The organism is Nitrospiraceae bacterium (genome assembly GCA_035623075.1).
Classification (GTDB): domain Bacteria; phylum Nitrospirota; class Nitrospiria; order Nitrospirales; family Nitrospiraceae; genus DASPUC01.
Genome location: DASPUC010000012.1, coordinates 1 through 22,169 on the forward strand (window position 1 = coordinate 1; position 22,169 = coordinate 22,169).

Consider the following 22,169-nt stretch of genomic DNA (forward strand, 5'->3'; position numbering starts at 1 on the left):
CTGGCCCTTGCTCAGGGCGACTTCGGCTTCACGCAATTTGGCGAGGATCTGTTCGACGGTGTGACGGAAACGTGGCATATGGCCCTCCTTTTGGCCCGACCCTAACATACAGGGTGGACCGGATTAAGGGGGCTAGGTCACTTGTTTCTGCTGATGTCTGCTTGTTGCCGCAGACGACTGCACGGCGGGAAGCGAAAAGCGCGTGCAAATCTGATGCGCTGTGGTTTGGAATACGAAGAAGCAGGTTGGAACGGACTCAACAGGTAGACACACAGCCGATTCACGGCTCTCACCGGCAATTTGCTGCCCCCTCCGAGATGGTTACTATGGGATGTCCCGCTCCTGCAGTTCGGGCTTACATGGTAGCCATCCGCGTAGACCAGCTGGCTTACACCTGCGAGGCGCACCGCTCGCGCCAATAAGACTGTCACTCCCGCTGCTTGATCCTCTCCGGCACGCCGGCGACGGCCTCTGCCTCGTGTTCCTCCGTGAACTGTGCGTTGGCTCTCCTCTTCCTGTGAGAGAGCCAACTTCATTTCAACAAAGGAGGACACAAGATGGCTACCAACAACACAAAACCCACTCACACGCTGCGATCCGGCAACATCAAGGCCACGATCTGGGAGAATGTCAGTGAAAAAGGACCATTCTTCGTGACGACCTTTTCTCGGCCGTTCAAGGATCAGTCCGGCGCGTGGCGCAATGGGACCTCTTTCGGTCTTAACGACCTGGAATCCCTCATGAACGTCGCGCTAGAAGCGAAGGAATGGATTGCCGCCCAGGTGTTGAAGCGTTGAGCCGCTTCACTGGGAAGCCTCCGGCCCTCTGGGGGCTTCCTTCACTGTGAGTCAGGCCCAACGCATTTCGACTTAACCCTAACATAAGATCTGGCTCCGTATAACGGGGCAAGGTCATTCCCGTAGCTTTTGATGAGAAAATCCGTCTGACTTGAACTCTTGCCACTGTGACGTCTTCAGCCCAATTGGTCTTTCGGTCCGCCCTATTAGATGTCGATAGCTATGAGATTGCTGACTGAGGTAAGAAGATGCGGCCGGTGAACCCAGGCTACCTCGAGGAAGTCATATTGAACCAAATCGTGGCTCCAGGTGTCCCGAGCTGCGAGGCATCGTCCGCCTATTGATAAAACATGGAGGGAGACATGAACCATTTAGTCGCAGGCCTACTCTTTTTCACAAGTGTCATACAAGGATGTTCCACTTTATCCGAGGGACGGGGAAATGCTGCATCTGCCAGTACGTTCTACGAGCGTCGATGCGGTCCCACGCTGCCACTGGAGCCGCTTGATGGCGAAGCGCAGAAGGTGTCAGCCGAGCGCGTCGCATTGTTGAGAACTCAGTTTTCTACCACAGCCTTTGAGACCGCCACCGCGCTGGGAGTGCTCCCGTTTCTTGATCGCCTGTTGATTCTTGAAGACCAAGTCGGTCCACAGGGAGAAGGTCCAGCACTCGCGTATGTGCGAGAGCGTCGGCATATCACCGACCGCATTACGTTAGGCATTCTCGATGTGTCGAGCGTGGCCGTCGAGGCGGACTGCGAGGAAGGCCGCGCCGCCTTGTTGGCCGAACATTTACAAAAGGCCCTCGATGAGCGTCAGGGGACCTATACCGTATTCGGCTTAGTCGGGAGCGGCGTCTTCACGATTGTGAGCGGAGCCATTGCCATAGGGGCAAACAGCATCGGTGTGATCAACACGGCGAATATCGCCACTGTTATCGGCGGAGTTAGCGAACTCATTTTTGGGTCAGCCGCGTTGGTCGACACAACCGCAGGAGGGGAGCTTCATCACGAGCGCAATCTTCTCAGAGACATCTGGACTGGCGAAAATAGCACGTTTGTCCCCGCCGTCTGGTCCTTTCTGAACAGGCGCCTGACGGATGAGCCGGCTCAACGGACCCTGCGAGAAAACCTCATCATGCGATGGCAAGAAGAGGGCCGGCTGGGCCCTGTCGGATCGGACACCGAACGGCACCGCATCGACCTGTTTTTTGGGAAGGGAGGCCGCTACACCATCGATGAGCTCCGAGCCAGAGCCGCCATGCTCGATCTCCTCGAAACCGATATTAGCTTGATGCATCAAGGGCTGAATCGGTTGATTCGCGAACTGTTGAAACGCGATAAGGTGTGATCGTGCACGGAACGGCTGTCGGTGAATGCCAACGGCATCTGGCATTAAGGTTTTGCCGGCCTTGCGCGTTGCCGGCTCTACGGACTTCCTCTGTGCTAGTAACCTCGCCCCCTTATTACGATGGGACCAGATCCATAGGCAATGTCCACTGAGTGTCTGCCCAAAAATCTGTAGATATGGACGGCGATAGGAAGATAATATGTTCAATGTATATATGGAGCGCAAAATCATTGAGGGAACGCTGGCGATATAACATCGGTCACATACGCCACGATAAGCACTTGAGAGGGAGGAGAGTCAACGAACAGTGAGGACGCACGATGCTACGTAGGGCGCAATCGAGATGCGGCAGGTCGAAATTCTGTGAATGTCGAAATCGATGTCATGGTGTACCTCCTCCCCATGTTGAATCGCACAAGCACGGTAGGCATCTCATGCCCCGATGGGTGCTGATTACAGCCTGCCTTTCGTTACTCATTGGCTGTGCTTCGTTGAAAGATCAATATCTGGACAAGAGTATTGGAAAGGCGACTCAAGAAGACATTGTGCAACAGTTCGGACTGCCCACAGAGGAGCGGGAACTGCCTACAGGTGGAAGGATGTGGCTCTATCGGTTTAAGCGTTATAGTCCTGTCGCAAGTTCCAGTGTGTGCGACGGATATGAACTCCAGTTTGATGATCAGAAAATATTGACACAGTGGAATCGTTTCTCTTGCGGCGACCGGCAAATATCAGATGCAGGTCACGGAGAGCTCACTCAGCGTTCGATCCTCAGCCTCTGAGAAGAAGAGCCGTGAGGGGTCTTGAAAAGCTACGCCAGGTGCCAGTCTGGCGCAGGATTGCAAGGAAGAGGATTCACTGCACACTCCAGGAGAAATTCCTTCCATATCAGACAATCAGATATTGGAAGCGTGCTTCTATGAATGTAGGAGTTCATGAAAACTCCAAATATTTCTGCATGCTGATGTACCGCTCACCAGTATCACAGAGCACTGTGACCACGCGTTTGCCAGGGCCCAGTTGCTGAGCGACCTGTTGGGCTGCAAAGATATTGGCGCCGGAGGAAATGCCTGCGAATAAACCCTCCATCTTCGCTAAGGATTTTGATGTTTGATAAGCCTCATCGTCTGTGACTGTAATCACGCGATCGAGAATGTTCTGATTCAAGACCTGAGGAATGAATCCGGCTCCAATGCCTTGAATGTTATGTGGGCCTGGCGTACCGCCAGATAAAACTGGGGATGCGGCTGGCTCCACGGCAATGATTTGGACCAGCGGGTTCCGTTCTTTGAAGATTTCCCCACAGCCGGTGATTGTTCCACCGGTCCCGACGCCTGCGACGAAGGCGTCGAACGTTCCTTGAAGCGCCTCCCATATTTCTATGGCCGTTGTCTTTCGATGAATGTCTGGATTGGCGGGATTCGAAAACTGATCCGGCATAAAATACAATGGGTTCTGTGCAAGGATGTTTTGAGTCTCGCGGATTGAGCCTCTCATGCCCTCCCATCCTGGTGTGAGCACTACCTTCGCCCCGTATGAAGAGACAAGGCTGATCCGCTCCGCACTCATGCCTTCCGGCATGACCAAAATCACCTGATACCCTCGGACGGCTGCGACGAGTGAAAGTCCAATCCCTGTATTGCCGCTGGTGGCTTCAATGATGGTAGCGCCAGGCTTGAGTCGGCCGCTCCGCTCCGCTTCAGTAATCATGTTGAGGCAGACCCGATCTTTCACGCTTCCGCCTGGATTGAACGACTCGATCTTTGCATAGATCGTTGCGCCGCCTGCTGGAGAAATTCGATCCAGCCGTACCAACGGTGTATGGCCAATCAGATCCGTATGGCAACGCAGTGTATCTGCTCGGCCCTCACAAGAGGACTCCCACTTCATCCTTTTCTTCATTAGGAACTGGGCCTCATTCGCAATCATCGTAGCCCTGGGTTCTCATCAGCTATGTGCTGACCCCATCCTCCGCTTTTGGTCTTCCGCAACGGTTAAGGTCTGTCACTAAATACACGTATTGTCTTGGGGCGAGCGAATACCACCGATCCGACTCCTATGCCAAGCGCCTCATAGCGATCTCGTGTAAGCTCAGCTTCCAAGACCGCACTATTGTCTTGACGGAGTAAGGTAAGGCGGACTATCGGTCCAACAGTTTGAGTTCGGCTGACGACGGCTTCAATGGCCCCTGGAACGAGAGGATGAATGTCGAGGTCGATTTCATAGGAGCGGGCATAGCCAATCGCGGGCCCATCGGGAAGAGGCTCGTCTGAAGGAGGGGCTAATTCGATTCCTCCGACACGTGCTTTGCCGTCTTGGACCCGGCCATGAAACACATTCACACTTCCGAGAAAATGGTAGACGAAGGGAGTGGCTGGATGGTCGTAGACCTCTTGTGGGGTGCCGATCTGCTCGATCCTCCCTTGATTCATCACAACAACGCGATCCGCGACTTCTAGCGCTTCCTCTTGATCGTGCGTGACAAACACACTCGTGATGTGAAGATTGTCCTGGAGACGACGCAGCCACCGCCGTAATTCCTTACGGACTCTGGCATCGAGCGCGCCAAAAGGTTCATCAAGCAGGAGCACCTTGGGTTCCACTGCCAGAGATCTGGCTAATGCCACTCGTTGGCGTTGGCCTCCTGAAAGCTGGTTTGGATAACGGTCGGCAACGGAGTCTAATTGTACGAGATGCAGCAGTTCGAAGACGCGTGCCTTGATCTCGCTGTGAGTCGGACGGTCCTGCTTGGGCCGTATCCGAAGTCCGAATGCCACATTTTCGAAGATCGTGAGATGACGGAATAGCGCGTAGTGTTGAAATACAAATCCCACTCGTCGCTCTCGCACCGGTGTGTTGGTGGTCTCCTCGCCATGAAACAGAATTGATCCGCTGACAGGGGTTTCTAGGCCAGCCATGATGCGCAGCAGCGTTGTCTTGCCACAGCCTGATGGTCCCAGCAAGGCCACGAGCTGGCCTGTCGGCACATGGAGACTAACGTTGTCCAGCGCCACGAATCGGCCAAAGGATTTCGTAATCTGGCGTACTTCGATGCTCATGATAGTCCCTCTGGGACTGGTAATCGAATATCCTCTCGAAACCGCTGCTCGTGGTGCGTATACCATTCTATGACGCTTTTGACCACCAGGGTCACCAGCGCGAGCAGCGAGAGGAGAGAAGCCACGGCAAATGCGGCGACGAAATTGTATTCGTTGTACAGAATTTCAACATGGAGAGGCATGGTATTGGTGAGCCCACGGATATGCCCGGAGACGACCGACACGGCACCGAATTCACCCATTGCCCTGGCGTTACAAAGAATTACTCCATACAGGAGTCCCCATTTCACATTAGGAATTGTCACACGGAAGAATGTCTGCCAGCCAGTGGCACCCAAGACGAGGGCGGCTTCTTCTTCTTCGGTCCCCTGGGACTGCATGAGGGGGATGAGCTCCCGGGCCACGAAGGGAAACGTCACGAAGATCGTGCTCAGAACAATACCTGGCACGGCAAAGATAATTTTGATGTCATGAGAGGCGAGCCACGGCCCTAGCAGTCCCTGGAGCCCGAATAGCAGCACGTAAATAAGGCCGGAGATAATTGGCGAGACGGAGAAGGGTAGATCGATGAGAGTGAGTAGAACCTGTTTGCCCGTAAAGTCAAATTTGGCGATTGCCCAAGAGGCGCTCAGACCAAACACTACATTCAGGGGGACTGCGATGGCAGCCACGAGCAGAGTCAAATGCACAGCTGCGATTGCATCGGGTTCAGTGAATGATGCGAGATAGATTTGAACGCCCTTTTCGAGGGCCTGTGCAAAGATAGCGATAAGCGGCAAAATCAACAGTAGTCCGAGAAGTCCTATGACCAGCCCGGTCAAAGTCCAGCGAATGGCAGCCGACTCCGTTGTGGCCCTGTCTGCTAACCATGAGGCACGAGGTAGTCTTTGGGTGAGGTCGTTCATGGTCCTCCGATCTAAGTCCTGGTGTTGAACGTTTACGGGGTGGCCCGACGGATGGTGCTCCATTCCTGCAATAGATTAATCACCAGTAACAAGATAAACGAGGCAAAGAGCATCACCACGGCAATGGCCGTGGCGCCTGCGTAGTCGTATTGTTCAAGTTTGGTGATGATCAGAAGCGGGACAATTTCCGTTTTCATCGGCATGTTCCCGGAAATGAATACGACGGACCCGTATTCACCAAGTGTACGGGAAAAGGCGAGCGCGAAGCCTGTAAGCAGGGCAGGGGTTAATGTCGGGAGAATGACGCGAGTGAATGTTTGCCATCGGGAAGCCCCGAGACTCGCTGCGGCTTCTTCAAGTTCGGGTTCTATATCCTGGAGGACAGGCTGCACCGTCCGCACGACAAACGGAAGGCCGATAAAGATCAGGGCAATCGTTATCCCGAGCGGGGTGTAGGCAATTTTGAGATCGTAGGGGGTAAAGTATCGGCCAATCCATCCATTTGGGGCATACAGTGCCGTTAGAGCAATCCCGGCTACTGCGGTGGGTAAGGCAAAGGGCAAGTCCACGAGAGCGTCCAGTAGTTTTCTTCCGGGAAATGTGTATCGCACCAATACCCATGCCACCAGGGAACCCACGACGAGATTGAACAATGCTGCCGCTAAGGAAGCTCCAAAGCTCAGTCGGTACGAGGCCAAGACGCGGGGTGCTGTCACGATGGCCCAAAACTCGCTCCAGGACAATGTCGTGGTCTTGAAGAGCAGCGCTCCCAGCGGAATCAAGACAATGATACTCAGATAAAACACGCTGTAACCCAGCGTGAGACCGAAACCCGGTAGGACGCCGTGTGGTCGAAAGCGATGGTTGATCCATTGAGGAAGACTCATTGCTTACTCCAATTGCGAAATGTAGGTCGAGTAAAGCCAACGGTCATTTGAGGTGTACGGCTGCCCATATTGCCTCGGAGACCCTTGTTCCGGATCAGAATGCTCTCCTGCTGTCGAGACTCATGGTTGAGCGGGTAGTTTTTCTCGTTTTGAACAAAATTGGTAGGCCTCGACGTCGCGCTTCGGCCCGAATTTTCCGGCTCAGACCATGACTGATTCGGTCTAAAATGACCACGACCACTTCTGTATCTTGAGGAAGGGTACGCTGAACATCGCGTGCCCGGCGTCCGCTCCAATGCACGATCTTCGCGGCGCCCGCGTGTTGTTTGATGGTTTCTACTGAGTCTCCACCAACCACCGCAATCATGGATGTCTCCTTGTCTCTGTCATGTTGGCTTTAATCAGGGGTAGCCGGCTTATTCATTAATTCAGTACCGGCGGGACGGTTCCATAAATCTGATCGAAGGTTCCTCCATCTGAAAAATGGACCTTCTGTGCTTTTTGCCATCCACCAAAGATGGCATCAACAGTAACTAGTTCAATTTGTGGAAATTGAGCGGCGTACTTTTTCAGGACTTCCGGATCACGAGGGCGATAGAAATGCTTGGCTCCAATTTCCTGCCCCTCTTTGGAGTAGAGATACTCTAAGTATGCTTGAGCTACCTTCCGCGTTCCTTTTCTGTTTACGACGCGATCCACGAGGGCCACGGGTGTTTCGCAGAGGATGCTGCTGGAGGGCAGGACAATCGACGGTACAACAATCTCGAAGCCTTTCTCCCCAAGTGTATTTACTGCGAGCAGGGCTTCATTTTCCCAAGCCAAGAGGACGTCGCCGATTCCCCGTTGAACAAACGTGGATGTCGCCCCCCGTGCACCGGAATCTAAGACCGGGACATTTTGGAAGAGACGAGTCATGAATTCCCGGATTTTCTTCTCGTCCCTTTCAAACTTGTTGCTCGCAAATGCCCAAGCGGCCAAGTAATTGTATCGGGCACCGCCAGAAGTCTTGGGATTAGGTGTCACGACGGAGATGCCAGGCCGCACTAGATCGTCCCAATCCTTAATGTTCTTAGGATTGCCCTTCCGTACGAGAAACACGATGGTGGAGGTAAACGGAGCACTGTTGTCAGGCAGGTTCGATCGCCAATTTTTATCGATCACGCCGGACTTTTCGGCAATCGAATCGATGTCGTATGCTAAGGCTAAGGTGACCACATGCGCCTCGAGCCCATCAATGACAGCACGGGCCTGTTTCCCCGAACCACCATGGGACTGTTGAATCCTCACGGTTTCCCCCGTTTTGTCTTTCCAATAGCGAACAAAGGACGTATTGATCTCTTGATACAGTTCCCGAGTGGGATCGTAGGATACATTTAGGATTGTCGTCTCAGCGTATCCGAAAATTGGAAGCAGTGCCGTCAGTGCAACGATGATTGGCAAAGACCGTCGTAGAGTGTTCAACAACTTCATAAGATATCTCCTTTTCTGTTACGGACATTTCTATTTCAATGACCAAGGGCTTACCAGGCGACCTGAAACCTTGTCATGATGAGATGTTCTCGTTCGAGATTGCCATTACGAGGCGCTCCCCCATCGAAGATACCTTGTTGGTAATCCACCACGGCTTTGATGCGATACGCCAGGTGCCAGTTGACGGCGACGTCCCAGGACCGAATTTTTCTCGCACTGCTTGATGGATCAGCGAACACAGGAAATGAATTCGGGTCAACCCGCAATTCGTTATATCGAGCCGCAAGTTCCACAGCTCCCCAGTGGCCTTTAGCGGGGTTGAACGTTTGCCATGGTCTGACGCCGGTATAAGAAGCCTTTTCACCGGTGAGCACGTAGCTCACTTGAGCGTTCCAGGCTCGATCGTTCAACACTTCTAGGCGTCCACCCTGAGCGGGAGCCGCCTGCACTTTTTGCCAGTGATAGACGTACTCGGCGAGGAGACTAAATGGCCCCCAGGCATAGTACGTTTGGGGGTCCAAGCGATAACGGGCCCCATTAGCTTGGGCGCCAGCCCGATAGGTAAAGAATGTAATACCATCCGTACCCTGTCCTGGAATGCGATAGCTATCAAGAATGCCGAACTCTTGGCCTGCGGATCCGGCGACTCCAACCTGCAGCCCTTCTATCCAGGCCTGGTCACTGCCGGCAAATGGTGTGGCAATTAACCGTCCAATATAGTCCTTCGCGTTGTTTTGGTCGAAATCTGGGGGGCTGCCTCCATTCGTTGTATTATCGGCCACTCCGTTGAAGACCCCGACTTGATACCCCAGCCGGTTATCAAAGAGATCACCGTACAGTTGGATGCCGATATCACGGTTGGGAACCAGATTCAGCGCAACACTCCGTTCAACGAACGTTAGGTCTGCTGCGGATTGGAGCATCTCTACGCTGACGGGCGGCCGATATTTTCCGATCCGAACGCGTAATTCATCCCAAACATTGATTCCCCCGTAGGCATCAAAGAGGATCGTTTGTCCCTGTCCAAAATCCGGCATGATGTAGTAATCGAAGTACCGATACAGAGTACCTTGCAAAATAGGCCGAGCCCGTCGGATGTCGAACGTGTTCGTCGTGGCGGGTTTGGTGTCGGCGATATACCACCGACTGTCGAACTGCATGTATCCGCGGATTCGGAGTTCAAAGTCACGATCCCGAGAGCGAAGTAAAAAACCGTCCCGGCCTACTTCCAGGACCGGGTCTTCCTTAACTCGCTCTTCTTCGCGTTCTTGAAATAATTCACGAAGGCGGTCGGAAATGCGTTGCTTCTGTTCCAATTCATTCATTCGCTGTTCGAGGGTTTTAAGACGTTGCGCACTTTTCGCATCCTCGCTCTGTTGAAGAGCGTTTTCATCTTCAGCAGCGAGGACTACTCCGGCTGCGCTCAGCAGCATTACGATAGAACCAAGGGCCACCCACCGAGGCATACTCATGCCTTTCCTTCCTTTCCAGCATGGGAACCTCCGGTGGTCCAGTCAGTTCACGCTTGTGCGTATGTGATCCTATTACCCTCCAGTTGTCTGGTCGGTGCTATGGCCAGCGGCGACCTCACCCACTTCGATTGATGTCCCGCTGAGACTGCTCGATACGTATTTTCTCCTTTCGTTCAATGGATACAACGATTCCCTCATGAATCGTGAGTTCAATTGAACCGAATTTAACTTCTTGAATGAAGTCAGATATTTTGTTTAAAAGTTCTTGGTTGTTCTGTTGGTGGTTCATATATCACCTATGTTGACCAGAATAGTCATATTTTTAGCCCAAAAAATATCGCTAAATGTAATACATATGTGCTTGAAATCCGTTTGTCTTTACCAGCTCAACGTGAGCAGCTGCTGCTGCGAGACTGGTTCGGTCAAGAATTCGCGCCGCTGAATCACGCACTTCTTTCATAATGGCTCGAACCCCACAAATATCTTCGCGTGGACAGTCCTCACAGCGTCGATACCGGGTTTCACTCGCGCATCGGATGGGAGCGAGGGGTCCGCTTAAAATGCGGATCACGTCGCCGAGCATTACCGTATGTGACGGGCGACTCAGTTGATAACCTCCTCCGCGTCCTTTCTTACTGTGTAAAATCCCGTGGTTCTTTAATTCAAGGAGAATGGCTTCAAGAAATTTCTTGGGAATTCCCTCGCCTGAAGCAAGATCCGCAACATGCATCGGCGTCTGGTCCGGCGAACTGGCCAGTTTGAGGAGAGCTTTGAGCCCGTATTTCGTTTTCTTGTTGAGCATTGTATATTTAGCCTATAGGACTAATAGACTATTGTTTTACTCTTGTCAAGGGGGAAAATAGGGGCCAAACCCGAATCACAAAGAACCTAGCTACATAACCAGTCTAGATCAACGGTTAGGGCCGGTCCCGCTGACCCGCCCTTGCGTGTGCCTAACCCACCTCCGCACAATACATTTCGCACGTGTAAAATGCAGTGCAGTATAGATAAATGGTAAGGGCCAGTAAGAGTGGGGGGCGCCCACACTGACTCCCCCCGCTTTCTTTTGTGCCATTTTTGTGTCAGAAAATATCACAAACGATAAGAAGGACTGGAATACAACGGAATGAATAGACTGCTCGATCCTCTCGGAACCTTGAAGAAAATGGGGAAACCATTGCAATAGCGAGCCCCGTCAAACACCGATCGATTGAACTTTTAAGGCGAGGGCCCTGCTCCGAGTCGACATGACCTCGCTGAGGCCACAACTAACCGGCCAACGGGTTCATGTCAATTTGGAAGGTTACGGGCTTGGTTCCCCTATAGATAATCCCGTTGGGGACACCATCGCGTTTATCCTTCGTTGCTTTGGTAGCCACTGCATTGGCCGACCGGCTCACGCCTCCGAGGCGCACCGCTCGCGCCAGCTTCACTGTCACTTCCGCCGCTTGATCCTCTTCGGCACGCCGGCAACGGCCTCTGCCTCGTGTTTCCTCCTTGAACTGTGCGTTGGCTCTCCTCTTCTCATGAGAGAGCCAGCTTCATTTCAACAAAAGGAGGAAACAAGATGGCTACCAACAACAAAAAACCCACTCACACGCTGCGATGCGGCAACATCAAAGCGACGATCTGGCAGAATGTCAGTGAGAACGGCCCGTTCTTCGCGACGACCTTCTCTCGACCGTTCAAGGACCAGTCCGGCGCGTGGCGCAATGGGACGTCCTTCGGTCTCAACGACCTTGAGGCCCTGATCAACGTCGCGCTTGAAGCGAAGGAGTGGATCGAGGCACATACCTTGAAGCACTGAGCCGCTTCAGTGGGAAGCCTCCGGCCCTCCGGGGGCTTCCTCCCTACATGCCTTCCTTCTATGCCGTCGCAGAATATGGGACCATCCACTTGCATCCGGCCAGCTTTTGCAGTTTAAATTCACCACCGAATTATTGGATGACGCAACTTTGAGTGATCCTAAAACCGCAGGTAAACAGGTCGGCACCATGCTGCAGGATTTCGTGGACGAATTCCAGTCGCTTGAGACACAAGAGCGGTTACTCCTCCTGAAAGACGCTCAAACGGGAGCTCTTTACTGCGAGTGTCACTTAATAGCCAACAGACTCATTTCCCTTAGTACCACTGATGTTCCTCACGGGGGAAAAGACAGATGCGGCTAGTCGTCTCATCCTACGGCACTCTTGGTGCGGAAGCATCATGACACACCATGATCCATGTTGATCTGAATCATCACGGATCCTTCACTTTTGCTATTGATTTCTTCTGCTATGTGTCCTGAGGTAGGCCTTCGGCAGGACATTTCTTCATCAGCGGGCTGTAGGTTCTCCCCCTACACAGTCCGCCAAACGTCAATCGCCTAAATCATCGAGCCAGTCATTCGCGTCGTTACAGTCCCTTGCACCGAAACTGCATGCCCCATCGACGCCCTAAGGTATCACCTTCCGTACCTTCTACAATAGATTGGCTGCCATAGCCTCGTACTTCCCCATCTTTCAGAATGATGTAGCCGGACGGACATTTGTTTTCCATAACCTGTGTGGCCTCCTTCCGGTGCGGTGATCCCATCGGGCCACCGCGGTCCTCTTTGTATAAATAGGTGACGACCCCGCCTTGCTCTGTTTCGTGGGTTAGCATGACCGCGTCCGAACAGCTGGCGCAGACGAGTAGCAGCGCCGGCCATAGAAAATTCACCGGTCGATTACTGAGGTAAGGTAACACCATATCGCGTGATGCTCTTTCGTTCCTGAGAACTTCTCATAAATCCTGGGAATAGCCTAACAGATTCTTGGGGCGCTGATGGCATCAATATCGCGCGCCCCTGTTCGAGCGGCGGCTGCGCTTCCCACAGAATTTCTAAGTATATCTCTTATGATTTCTCGTTGGTGCGAGCGCTGAGGAAAGAACCACATTTTCGACGTTAGAGGTGCCGGCTTCGATGCATTGTCCTGCGTGGGAGATGTTCCCCACTAAAGCGTACAGAAAATTGAAGAAAGGGAGTTTATCTCATGTGCAGTAACGAAAGCGGCGTAGCGCCATCTCATGACGCTACGCCGCTACGATGACTCTCGAACGAAACGACCTATTTTCCGACCATAACTTCGGTCGCCTTCACTGCAACCGTCACTCCATCGTGCACTTTCAACCCCATGTTCTTGACCGAACCTTCCGTGATCGCGGCTACAAATTCCAGGTTACCGACTTTCACGGTCACCTCCGCCATCGCCGCCCCTTCCTTAATGTGGGTAACGGTCCCCTGATATTGATTGCGTGCGCTGAGTTTCATGATGCTCCCTCCTTTGTTGTGAACATATGTTTAGGCCAGCTCTCTTCCCGAGGCTGACCGTATTTGTACAAACCATAGCATCAGGCCTCGATAAGAGGATGGGAGTCGTGTGAGAATTTTTCGCTAGTCTCGTCACAGGACACCTGGTCGCACAACGAGCCAATTTGACGGAAGCTGTTGAGGTTTATAAAGCGCGTGTGGTGAAAGGTCGAAGGAGCACGGATGCGGAGTCGGTCTCGTTAGTCTTTGACGACCATAACCTCGGTTGCTTTGACGAGGGCCATCGCCGTATCACCCACGTGAACCCCCAGCTCGTCAAGGGCATCTCTGGTAATCACGGCCGTAATCTTGTGTGAACCGATGTCGATATCGACTTGTGCCATGATTGCATCGCGTTTGATTGCGATGATTTTCCCCACCAGCTTGTTTCGTCCGCTCATGTCTTCGGTGCCGGACTTCTTTTTCCCGAGCCACAGGTCAAGCAGTGACTTCTTGAACCGGTATCGGCCTCCGATCTTGGGCGCCTGAATTTTGCCTTCCCAGATATAGCGGTAGAACGTGGCTAACGTCAGCCTGACATATTTGGCTGCCTCTTTTGCCGTGAGCACATCCCCGCGGTCTGATTGATATCTCTGCACTTCCGCTCCCCCGTGTCTTTGGCCGCTCGTTCTCTTCATTCTTGCCGCAGCAATATGATCGCACTGCAGTCACTTGTCCTATTTCAGCATACTCGGATACTTAACATATCTCATCGAGTGACGATACAGTAGATATCAGGGTTCATAGTGACGTCACCACTAGCTTATCCCTCTGACATTGATGGAAATTCTTCTTGGAGGGCCACGGAATCGCCTATAGAACAAGGCGGGATTGGCTCGCCGCTAATCGGAACAACCGATTAATAGTCGTCGCTGGAGTCGAGCGCCGGTCCCTAGAGGTACTAGGCGTAGCCGCTCAGGAGGGATGGATACACTGACCAAATCCCATACCTGCAGAGGTCTCCCGAACCCTTCTTCTCCGTCGAGACTCTTGAGTGTAATCTGCTGCCCTCGAATCTTGACGATGACGATGGTTCGGGTCTCTCGATGGTCTACCAACACGACCCGCCCTGGCCATTGGTTACAATTCATCGGATTCTTCGGCTGATGCGGGCCTAACTTTACGTGCGAGGCAGCGAATGCTACAAGGACCCGATGGCCCGGCACAAGAAACCGTTGGAAGTCACACGTGCACGCGCATCTATCCATTTCCAACTCCAGAAACCCTCCTTCGTCCGATACGACGTGCAGAGTCCGATGTGACGTCATGTCGACCGCCAATATGGTGCCCACAATGCGATTGAAGATTCGAGGAGGCGTCCCTCGCTGAGATGAGATAGAGAACTCGGCTTCAGGTGCCTTTACAATTGTGGCCATTGCACTCTCCTTCGATCAATGCATCCTCAGAGCGGGATCAGAATCCTGTAAGTCAATATGCTCGACTTCAGAATACTTGTCAAGATGTCAAACATAAAAGATTGTGTTTCTTTAACATGGCACAGCGCAGTGGGCATGACATTGCCACGCAGACGACTCTCCTAGGCGAAGCATGCGCCTTTGGCTTCCGGCAGTGTAACAGTGTCGGAATGGAGTTGTGACTGCAAGACAAGAATAGAAGATCAATAGTGAACGGCTTTCAGGCTAATCGGTGAGTTCCTCAAGCAGTGCGACCGTTTTGACGTGCGCGCAGAGCCGTTGTCCTGGTGCGAGCTTAAGGTCCACCAGTGACTTCTTGGTAATGCTGGCCACGAGCGGACAACCGATATCCAGTTGAACATCCACCGTAGACTGATCCACCTCCTTGATCTCAACAACAGTCGCCTCCAAGATGTTGAGCGCACTAGTAGAAGTGGAACAGGGACCCAGCACAAGACTGACATCGCTCGACAAAATGTGGATGCGCAGTGGCGCACCGATATCGAGCGATTGAAGAGGGACATACAACGATTGCCCTTTGTATATAAGGCGAGTCAGGCCGAAGGCAGGCTCATGCTCCGCAATCGTGGCATCGATGACCGCACCGATCGGATGTGGTCCCAGTTTTCGGTGAAGATCCAGACGGGAGAACACTTCGCTCAACGGTCCGAGAGCGACCATCTTGCCCTCTTGAAGAAATGCGATCTGATGGGCCAACTGCAGAATCTCATTGATCGAATGGCTGACATATACAATGGGGATATGTAATTCTTTGTACAGCCGTTGAATGAAGGGAAGAATCTCGCGCTTCCGATCGGCATCCAATGATGAAAGGGGTTCATCCAGTAACAGTAGACGAGGACTGGTCAGGAGCGCCCGACCGATCGTGATTCGCTGTTGTTCACCGCCGGAGAGTTTATGTGGCCGGCGCTCCAGCAGATGTTCGATTCCGAGAATGTCGATCACTTGCTCCAGCGAGACTCTTCGTTGGGAGACCGGAGTCCGATTAAATCCGTAGACAAGGTTCGATCGCACGCTCAGATGGGGGAATAATCGTGCGTCTTGAAAGACATAGCCGATCGGACGCTGGTAGATCGGCACATGGATCCCACGAGATTCGTCTTGCCAGACGTCGTCGCCGAGACAGAGGAACCCGTTTTGCGCACGCTCTAATCCAGCGAGACAGCGAACAAGGGTGGTTTTGCCGGACCCGGAGGGGCCAAACAACGCAAGAACTCCCTTCACCGGAAGATCCAGCGACACGTCTAACTGGAAGTTGGGATAGGAGACGTTAAACCGCGCGACCAGGCGGTTCATGACACATGGATGGGAAATTTACGGTTGACGATGTAAACACCCAACAAGACGAGGAAGGAAAACACCAGCATACCGGCGGAGATAATGTGCGCCTGGGTATACTCCATCACCTCGACATGGTCGAACACCGTGGTGGAGAGGACGCGCGTCTTTCCTGGAATAGATCCACCGACCATCAGAACCACCCCGAACTCTCCCATGGTGTGAGCAAACCCTAGTACGATGCCGGAGATATAGCCTCGAATCGCCATCGGAGACGCTACGGTGAGAAAGGCATCGAGTGGAGAGGCGCGCAAGGACCAAGCGGCCTCAAGCGGTGCTTTGCCAACTGCCTCGAAGGCTGCATGCAACGGTTGGATAACGAACGGCATGGAATAAAATGCGGACCCCACTACAAGTCCCCAGAAGGTAAACGCCAGTGTGACGCCTGTGAACCTGCCGATGGGTCCGTAGGGTCCGAGCGCAACAAGAATATAGAAACCCAGCACGGTCGGCGGAAGGACGATTGGAAGCGCCACCAAGGCTTCGACCGTCGTGCGAAGTTTGGACCGTGTATGGGCAAGCCACCAGGCGATGGGAGTCCCCACGATCAACAAGACGAGTACGGTCATGCAGGCAAGGCGCAACGTAACCCACAAAGCGCTGAGGTCGAGATCGCTAAGCACCATACCCGGTCCTCTCTGACCTATTTCAATTCATACCCGTATCGCTCAATGATCACTCGCGCTTGCGAGCTGTGCATGAAGTCCATCAAGGACTTTGCTGCGGGGTTATCCTGACCCTTCACCAGCAGAACCGCATCCTGCTTGATCGGCTCATGCAGACTCTGCGGAACTTCCCACCGGCTTCCTTTTCCCCTGAGTTTCTCGTCGAGCACTTGTGAGCGCGCCAGGAATCCCAATTCCGCGTTCCCCGACTCCAGAAATCCGCTCGTTTGACCGAGATTCTCTCCCATGACGATCCTGGGCTGAAGACTCTCCCACACACCCAATTTGGTCATGGCCTGCATGGCTGCAGTTCCATAGGGAGCAGTCTTAGGGTTTGCGATTGCTAGATGCTTAAACTTGCCGTTTCTGAGCGTGTCTTCACCGGTCACCAACGCGGGATCTTGACTCCACAACACGAGCCGGCCGATTGCATAGGTAAACCGGCTACCTTTCACGCCCAGACCTTCGTCTTCCAGCAACTTGGGCCGTTCATCGTCGGCGGAAAAGAACACCTCAAATGGTGCGCCGTTTTTGATCTGGGCATAAAACTTTCCGCTCGACCCGGCACTCAGCTCGACTGTGTGTCCTGATACTTTTTGGAACTCAATGGCGATTTCTCTAAACGGTGGAACGAAATTTGCGGCGACGGCCACCTGTACCTGTTCCGCCTGTGCAATCGAAACAACGAGCAGCCCGGCACAGAAGAATAAGAGACACGGAGCCAAAAACTTCCAGAACATTTCATCCTCCAAACGTGTGAATAATGACTCACATGACTGAATCAGTGAGGGTCGAGATTTGAGGACGCCCTGTCTCTCTTCGTGACTGTTCAGCAGATGCTGGAGGGGTGTGCCGACGTTGCCACCGATTGAGACTTGATCGCCGCCCTCGCGTCTCGTCCTATTTTCTCCCTATGATCTCGGTTGCCTTCACGGCAACCCGACATTTACGGAAATCGGCTACTTGTACTGATCGAATCCGATCATGAACCCTTCGGGACCGAAGACCTCCAACCGAGCTGCCTTGCGATTCCCGCGCATGACATCCGGTTTCAGTTTGAAGCGAATGATCTTGTTACGCTCTGCCTCTTCCAGTTTGAAGACGGATGACCCTTGGTAGGCTCGCTCTAATTCTCCTTGAACGGCACCGACATCCTGCACCGAGAAATTGATCTGGATCCATCCCGTTGGCCGCGCTTGTTGCAAATCCTGCCGAACAATGATCGAGATACCGCGATAGCAATAGCCTCTCAGGACATCCTTTTGCGGATGGTCCATACGCAGAACCGATGGCGCCTGCAGAATAGACTCAAAGAACCCTTCATACAGCTTCAAGTCCGACGTTTCAATCTGGAGACTCTCCAGTCCATTAATCTCACCGGCCGTGGATGTTCTGCACGCTTCTTTTCCGTCGTGCAGGTTTTGCTCCTGCACGTTCCCGTCATGACGATGAGATGGCGCTGGCTCTTCCGCCAAAACCAGGGAGAGCCAGCCCAAGATCAAGCCGACGATAAGAATCACAATCTGAAGCACAATCTTCAATCCACCAAAGACCCTGACCTGCGTCTCAGCGTACTGTTCTACCTGAAACCGCGATTCAGTCTGCAGATTCTGATCTCTGAAAAGGGCAGTGGTCGTGATTGCATACCTGCAAGTCGCGCACACCCAAAACGCGCCGGTCGAAAAGAGTTCGCGTTTTTGACATCGAGGGCAACAATAGAGTGTCATATTCACAAGAGCCTATTCAACATTCGGCATCGAATCGTCTAGATGTCCTGTGTGTGGCGCTACTGGCGGCGAAAATGCCATTCGCCGCACTGAGCCCTTCGATCACTCTCTCAAAATCATTTGTCCTTGTATAGAACAGGTTACGGCGCATTGACGTATGCGCACTCACACAATATGCCGGACTCGCCGCCACACAAGGCCGCCTAGACCGGTGGCAAACAGGATCCCTGCTGCCGGGGCTGGGACAATGGCTGGAGGAGCACTGAGAACCTCCAGGCCCACCAGGTACGACACCCAACGACCCGCGTTGGTGTCGTTCGGCACAATCAGTCTGGCAAACCCATCGGTCGTTAAGGGGCTGCCATTCTCACTGGTCGCGATCAGATCCTGCTGAAGCCCGTTGCTACCTCCGAAATTTGGAGCAATTTCTCCCAACGCAATGACCGCCTTGTTGCCGTCACTCCCCGTGGCCACAACGTATTTTCCGAGAAGATCGTTCTTAATGCTGGGGTTCGTGAGAATCCCGCCACCCCCTCCCGAACTGGTCAGCAGCGTATAGAGCGACACCCCGGTGAATGTGTTGGCTCCCACGGTCACGGTGGTCTGGGGCAAGGCGTTGAGGGTGGCAAGATTCATTACGGTCCCGGAGTTCGCGACCTGCCCCTGTATGACGAACGACGTCGTCGTCCCTCCTCCGGTCCCCTGGATCGTGGAGTAGACTGTCGCCGAAAAGATACTGATGTTGGCCACGTTCGACACATAGCGGCCCCCCGCGACGTCGGAGGGAGACGTCGTGCGAAAATCTCCGTTCGAGCCAAGCGATCCACCATTGACTTGATCCGCGATCAGATCCGGTTCGTGGCCGAAGTTCGGATCGATCTCCCCTTCCGACACGACGACCCGATACCCGTCGCTGCCTGTGACCACCGCAAAATCGCGAAGGAAGTCATTCTTGACTCCCGGCGTTGTCACGATTCCGCCACCGCCGGCCGAACTGGTAAGAAAATTATAGAGCGGAACACCCGTGAACGTGTTCGTTTGGGGTGTTCCGCCCGCTGTAAACGTATCGGTTTGTGTTGTCAGCGGGGCAAACGCTGGCGATTGCAGGGTCGTGTCATCGTAGGTCCCCGGGGTGTTGACAATTCCCTGCAGATCAAAGGAAGTGGTGATTTGCGCAAAGGCCACGTCGTTCAGCATGACGGCGATGGCAAAACCTACGATCAATAACCATGGCACGGAACGATTCGAGCGATAATGCATAGACACCTCCCGTTGAAAGTGTGATGGTTCCTACGCAGTCTTTTGAACTAGCGGTCACCCCTCATCCGATTCGAGTACCGAAAACCGCTTGTTCCCTTCCGGCGTCGGAGCCGCCCCACTGTCAACGATCGCCCGTCGTTACAGCACCCCGCACGGTCTATAATGACGGTCTTTGCAATACTTTATACTAGTCATTATGTCAATTATCCAAAGTATATATTGACAATAAATTAACGCCGCAGGCTACGGTTCACGAAAGTACGTTTCACAATTTAAGAGTCTCTGCTCAACTTGAGAGGTTCAGCGATCCAAAAAAGAAGGAGAGCCACCGTGTAAAACAGCAGCTCTCCCCTCCCCCCAGGAAATGACGCGTAACACCCCTGGAGGTCAAGGCCTTGGGATCGGTGGGCGTACCGCCCCAAGGCCTTCCTCGATGGAACGCTCATCCGCGGATGTCTACGACCAGAGTCATGGGTTGACTCTGGCGAACCACATTGAATTGAACGGTCCGCTCCTGCTGAAGTTGTTTGAACATCTCCCACAATCTCCCGGGATCGCGAATCTCGACCCCATTGATGCCTGCCAGCACATCTCCATTCTGGAACCCTGCCTTCTCGAGCACCCCGACCTGACGAATGCCATCCACCCGAAAGCCGTCAGACTGGCCGCTCCCGCTGAAATGCGGTAGAAACCTCGCTTCCGTCAGGTACGCTTCGGGTTTCGCCGTCAGATCGATCAGTTGAGCACGATCAACAGTTCGGCGGGAAGGTGGGTTCTGGAGCAAAGATCGAAGAGGTATCACCTCCGGTATCGGCTGAGACTCTCGAGGAAAGGGCACCATCGCAGCTCTCTGTTTCACAATCGCGAGTTCGAGCCACTCTTCCTGCTCCCCCTCACGAAACAACACCCGATCCTTTTCAATGGCTGCCAGCTCACCCACATCCTGGATATGTTGTGATACTCGATAGAGCCGTTGTTTCTTGCTCGTCAGGTCTTCAATGATTGCACGCTCGCTGCCCTGTACTCCTCTGACAATGCCGATCAAGCTGACTTTTGCTGCAACATCCAATGGAGGCGCAGAAGGAGCAGTAACAGACCCCGGCGAACCAGTTTCCTTTGGGGCCGGGGGAAGGGGAAATAGCCCGCGCGAGAGAATTTCCTGGACAAGAGCTTGTCTGGTTCTCTGCGACGCATGAGAATCCGGCCCCGACTGAATGGCCGGCTCCATCGTATGGAGCTGATCAACCGGCTGAACAAGGGAATACGCCACAACTCCATTGACAGCATGGGCTAACAAGAATGTCCCCGCGCTCACAAAAGCCGTCAGAAGCAGACGTTTCCGTAGTTCATCTGAAATGATATGTCGACGTGCCATACTCCACTCTCAAGAACAACAGCTCGAACAATCCAATTACCTCCAAGATTAAGGAGGAAAGAATTTCACCACGACTGTTCGGGACATACCGGGCGGCGGAGGCCGGACCTGTCGTAATCGAGAAAGGGCCAGTTGCGCCGAACGGTCGAACATGGCGTTGCCCGACGAGTTTAAGAGTTTGTACCGAAGCACATACCCGTCATCATCCAATACCAGCTGACACAACACTGTGTATTCGACGTTGACCGATAAATCGCTGGGCGGCTGATACACCGCTTGAATAGCTGCGGTGAGTATGCCCTCGTAACCCGAAAATCGGCTTCCGCCTTTCCCGATCGCAAACGGAACAGATGCCACCGGCGATGCATCGTTCGGTTCTCCTTCTGAAGGAGATGCCGGGGCTTCTTCCGGCACCGGTGTCGACTCCACCGGCTCCGGCGGAAACTCCTTGACCACAGGTGGAGAGTCTGGCGGCAGATCGGGGGGCTTCTCTGGTTCCGGCTCCTTTTCGGGAGAAGGAGGCGGCTGATCTTGCGGTTTGACCGGTTCCTGGACTGTTATCAACTTCGATACTTGGATGAGATTCTGAAAGTACTCCGTTTGAGAGAGCTGATAAATGCCGGCAACGAGCACAATATGACCAGTGACTACGACAGCAATCGTGGTTGCGCTCCAGTTGCTTTTCTTGCTCGAGTGATATCCGGTGTAGCCAGGCATCGTTCAAGAAAATCACACGCGACAGCTTCGAATCAATGGCTTGCCATGATGAATCACGCATCAATGCCCTTCGTCGATCGGCTTCGTCGCAATCGCCAAATCCTCGACCGGAATCCGTTGCAGGATGTCCAGCACCGCCACCACATGCTTGTACTCCACACCCGCGTCACCTCGTAGCACAAGCGGCAGCTTGCCGCCCTTGGCTGCCTTCAAATCTCGGATCAGCTTCTCCAGATCGCTCAGCTTGACCCGCTCCTCATCCATATAGATCTCGCCGCCCTTCTTCACCGAGATCGTGGGCGTGTTGCTCTCCATCTCCGTCTCATGGGGGGTGGATTCCGGGAGCTTCAATTCGATCCCCTGCACCATCGCCGTCGTCGT

At 53.4% G+C, this 22,169-nt stretch carries 24 protein-coding genes; 4 read left to right on the forward strand and 20 right to left on the reverse strand.

Annotated elements, in window-relative coordinates; genetic code table 11:
- Window positions 1–557 precede the first annotated feature (557 nt).
- From VEI50_02495 to VEI50_02505, 3 genes are all read left to right on the forward strand, one after another.
- On the forward strand, window positions 558–797 hold the full coding sequence (locus VEI50_02495; protein HXX73975.1) for a hypothetical protein: 240 nt from the start codon (window positions 558–560) through the stop codon (window positions 795–797).
- Window positions 798–1,159: 362 nt separating this feature from the next.
- Window positions 1,160–2,146, forward strand: a complete 987-nt coding sequence (locus tag VEI50_02500) for a hypothetical protein (GenBank protein HXX73976.1) — start codon at window positions 1,160–1,162, stop codon at window positions 2,144–2,146.
- Window positions 2,147–2,580: 434 nt separating this feature from the next.
- Entirely contained in the window at window positions 2,581–2,928 is a 348-nt protein-coding gene (locus VEI50_02505) for a hypothetical protein (GenBank protein HXX73977.1), read from the forward strand.
- A 151-nt stretch (window positions 2,929–3,079) separates the two neighbouring features.
- Here the strand turns inward: VEI50_02505 and cysK are convergent, their stop codons facing one another.
- The 8 genes from cysK to VEI50_02545 form a co-directional block, all read right to left on the reverse strand.
- Window positions 3,080–4,048 (reverse strand): cysteine synthase A, encoded by a 969-nt coding sequence (gene cysK, locus VEI50_02510; GenBank protein ID HXX73978.1) that lies wholly within the window; start codon window positions 4,046–4,048, stop codon window positions 3,080–3,082.
- 92 nt (window positions 4,049–4,140) lie between these two features.
- Window positions 4,141–5,205: a sulfate ABC transporter ATP-binding protein gene (locus VEI50_02515; GenBank protein ID HXX73979.1), complete on the reverse strand. Its 1,065-nt coding sequence runs from the start codon at window positions 5,203–5,205 to the stop codon at window positions 4,141–4,143.
- Complete coding sequence (gene cysW, locus VEI50_02520) at window positions 5,202–6,110, reverse strand: sulfate ABC transporter permease subunit CysW (GenBank protein ID HXX73980.1); 909 nt, start codon at window positions 6,108–6,110, stop codon at window positions 5,202–5,204. Before cysW ends, VEI50_02515 begins: the two co-directional genes overlap by 4 nt.
- A gap of 32 nt (window positions 6,111–6,142) precedes the next feature.
- Window positions 6,143–6,997, reverse strand: a complete 855-nt coding sequence (gene cysT, locus VEI50_02525; GenBank protein ID HXX73981.1) for a sulfate ABC transporter permease subunit CysT — start codon at window positions 6,995–6,997, stop codon at window positions 6,143–6,145.
- A 94-nt stretch (window positions 6,998–7,091) separates the two neighbouring features.
- Entirely contained in the window at window positions 7,092–7,364 is a 273-nt protein-coding gene (locus tag VEI50_02530) for a hypothetical protein (protein HXX73982.1), read from the reverse strand.
- A 56-nt stretch (window positions 7,365–7,420) separates the two neighbouring features.
- Window positions 7,421–8,467, reverse strand: a complete 1,047-nt coding sequence (locus tag VEI50_02535) for a sulfate ABC transporter substrate-binding protein (protein HXX73983.1) — start codon at window positions 8,465–8,467, stop codon at window positions 7,421–7,423.
- 50 nt (window positions 8,468–8,517) lie between these two features.
- Complete coding sequence (locus VEI50_02540) at window positions 8,518–9,939, reverse strand: porin (protein HXX73984.1); 1,422 nt, start codon at window positions 9,937–9,939, stop codon at window positions 8,518–8,520.
- A gap of 340 nt (window positions 9,940–10,279) precedes the next feature.
- Window positions 10,280–10,741, reverse strand: coding sequence for an Rrf2 family transcriptional regulator (locus tag VEI50_02545; protein ID HXX73985.1), 462 nt, complete (start codon window positions 10,739–10,741; stop codon window positions 10,280–10,282).
- 765 nt (window positions 10,742–11,506) lie between these two features.
- Between VEI50_02545 and VEI50_02550 the strand changes: the two genes are divergently transcribed.
- On the forward strand, window positions 11,507–11,746 hold the full coding sequence (locus tag VEI50_02550) for a hypothetical protein (protein ID HXX73986.1): 240 nt from the start codon (window positions 11,507–11,509) through the stop codon (window positions 11,744–11,746).
- 587 nt (window positions 11,747–12,333) lie between these two features.
- Here the strand turns inward: VEI50_02550 and VEI50_02555 are convergent.
- The 12 genes from VEI50_02555 to VEI50_02610 form a co-directional block, all read right to left on the reverse strand.
- A complete protein-coding gene (locus tag VEI50_02555) occupies window positions 12,334–12,669 on the reverse strand; it encodes a hypothetical protein (GenBank protein ID HXX73987.1) in 336 nt (111 codons plus the stop codon).
- 358 nt (window positions 12,670–13,027) lie between these two features.
- Window positions 13,028–13,231, reverse strand: a complete 204-nt coding sequence (locus tag VEI50_02560; GenBank protein HXX73988.1) for a TOBE domain-containing protein — start codon at window positions 13,229–13,231, stop codon at window positions 13,028–13,030.
- 239 nt (window positions 13,232–13,470) lie between these two features.
- Complete coding sequence (locus VEI50_02565) at window positions 13,471–13,869, reverse strand: TOBE domain-containing protein (protein ID HXX73989.1); 399 nt, start codon at window positions 13,867–13,869, stop codon at window positions 13,471–13,473.
- A 243-nt stretch (window positions 13,870–14,112) separates the two neighbouring features.
- Window positions 14,113–14,646, reverse strand: a complete 534-nt coding sequence (locus tag VEI50_02570) for a hypothetical protein (protein ID HXX73990.1) — start codon at window positions 14,644–14,646, stop codon at window positions 14,113–14,115.
- A 264-nt stretch (window positions 14,647–14,910) separates the two neighbouring features.
- Entirely contained in the window at window positions 14,911–16,002 is a 1,092-nt protein-coding gene (gene modC, locus VEI50_02575) for a molybdenum ABC transporter ATP-binding protein (protein ID HXX73991.1), read from the reverse strand.
- The gene (modB, locus tag VEI50_02580) at window positions 15,999–16,670 is read right to left on the reverse strand and encodes a molybdate ABC transporter permease subunit (GenBank protein ID HXX73992.1); all 672 of its coding nucleotides are present in this window, start codon (window positions 16,668–16,670) and stop codon (window positions 15,999–16,001) included. The genes modC and modB overlap by 4 nt, the downstream gene beginning before the upstream one ends.
- A 17-nt stretch (window positions 16,671–16,687) precedes the next feature.
- Entirely contained in the window at window positions 16,688–17,449 is a 762-nt protein-coding gene (gene modA, locus VEI50_02585; GenBank protein HXX73993.1) for a molybdate ABC transporter substrate-binding protein, read from the reverse strand.
- A 219-nt stretch (window positions 17,450–17,668) separates the two neighbouring features.
- Window positions 17,669–18,250, reverse strand: coding sequence for a hypothetical protein (locus tag VEI50_02590; GenBank protein ID HXX73994.1), 582 nt, complete (start codon window positions 18,248–18,250; stop codon window positions 17,669–17,671).
- 351 nt (window positions 18,251–18,601) lie between these two features.
- The gene (locus VEI50_02595; protein ID HXX73995.1) at window positions 18,602–19,696 is read right to left on the reverse strand and encodes a hypothetical protein; all 1,095 of its coding nucleotides are present in this window, start codon (window positions 19,694–19,696) and stop codon (window positions 18,602–18,604) included.
- Between the two features lie 442 nt (window positions 19,697–20,138).
- Complete coding sequence (locus VEI50_02600) at window positions 20,139–21,071, reverse strand: type II secretion system protein N (GenBank protein HXX73996.1); 933 nt, start codon at window positions 21,069–21,071, stop codon at window positions 20,139–20,141.
- Window positions 21,072–21,119: 48 nt separating this feature from the next.
- The gene (locus VEI50_02605) at window positions 21,120–21,788 is read right to left on the reverse strand and encodes a TonB family protein (GenBank protein HXX73997.1); all 669 of its coding nucleotides are present in this window, start codon (window positions 21,786–21,788) and stop codon (window positions 21,120–21,122) included.
- Between the two features lie 60 nt (window positions 21,789–21,848).
- A partial coding sequence (locus VEI50_02610) for a biopolymer transporter ExbD (protein HXX73998.1) occupies window positions 21,849–22,169 on the reverse strand: 321 nt, incomplete at its 5' end.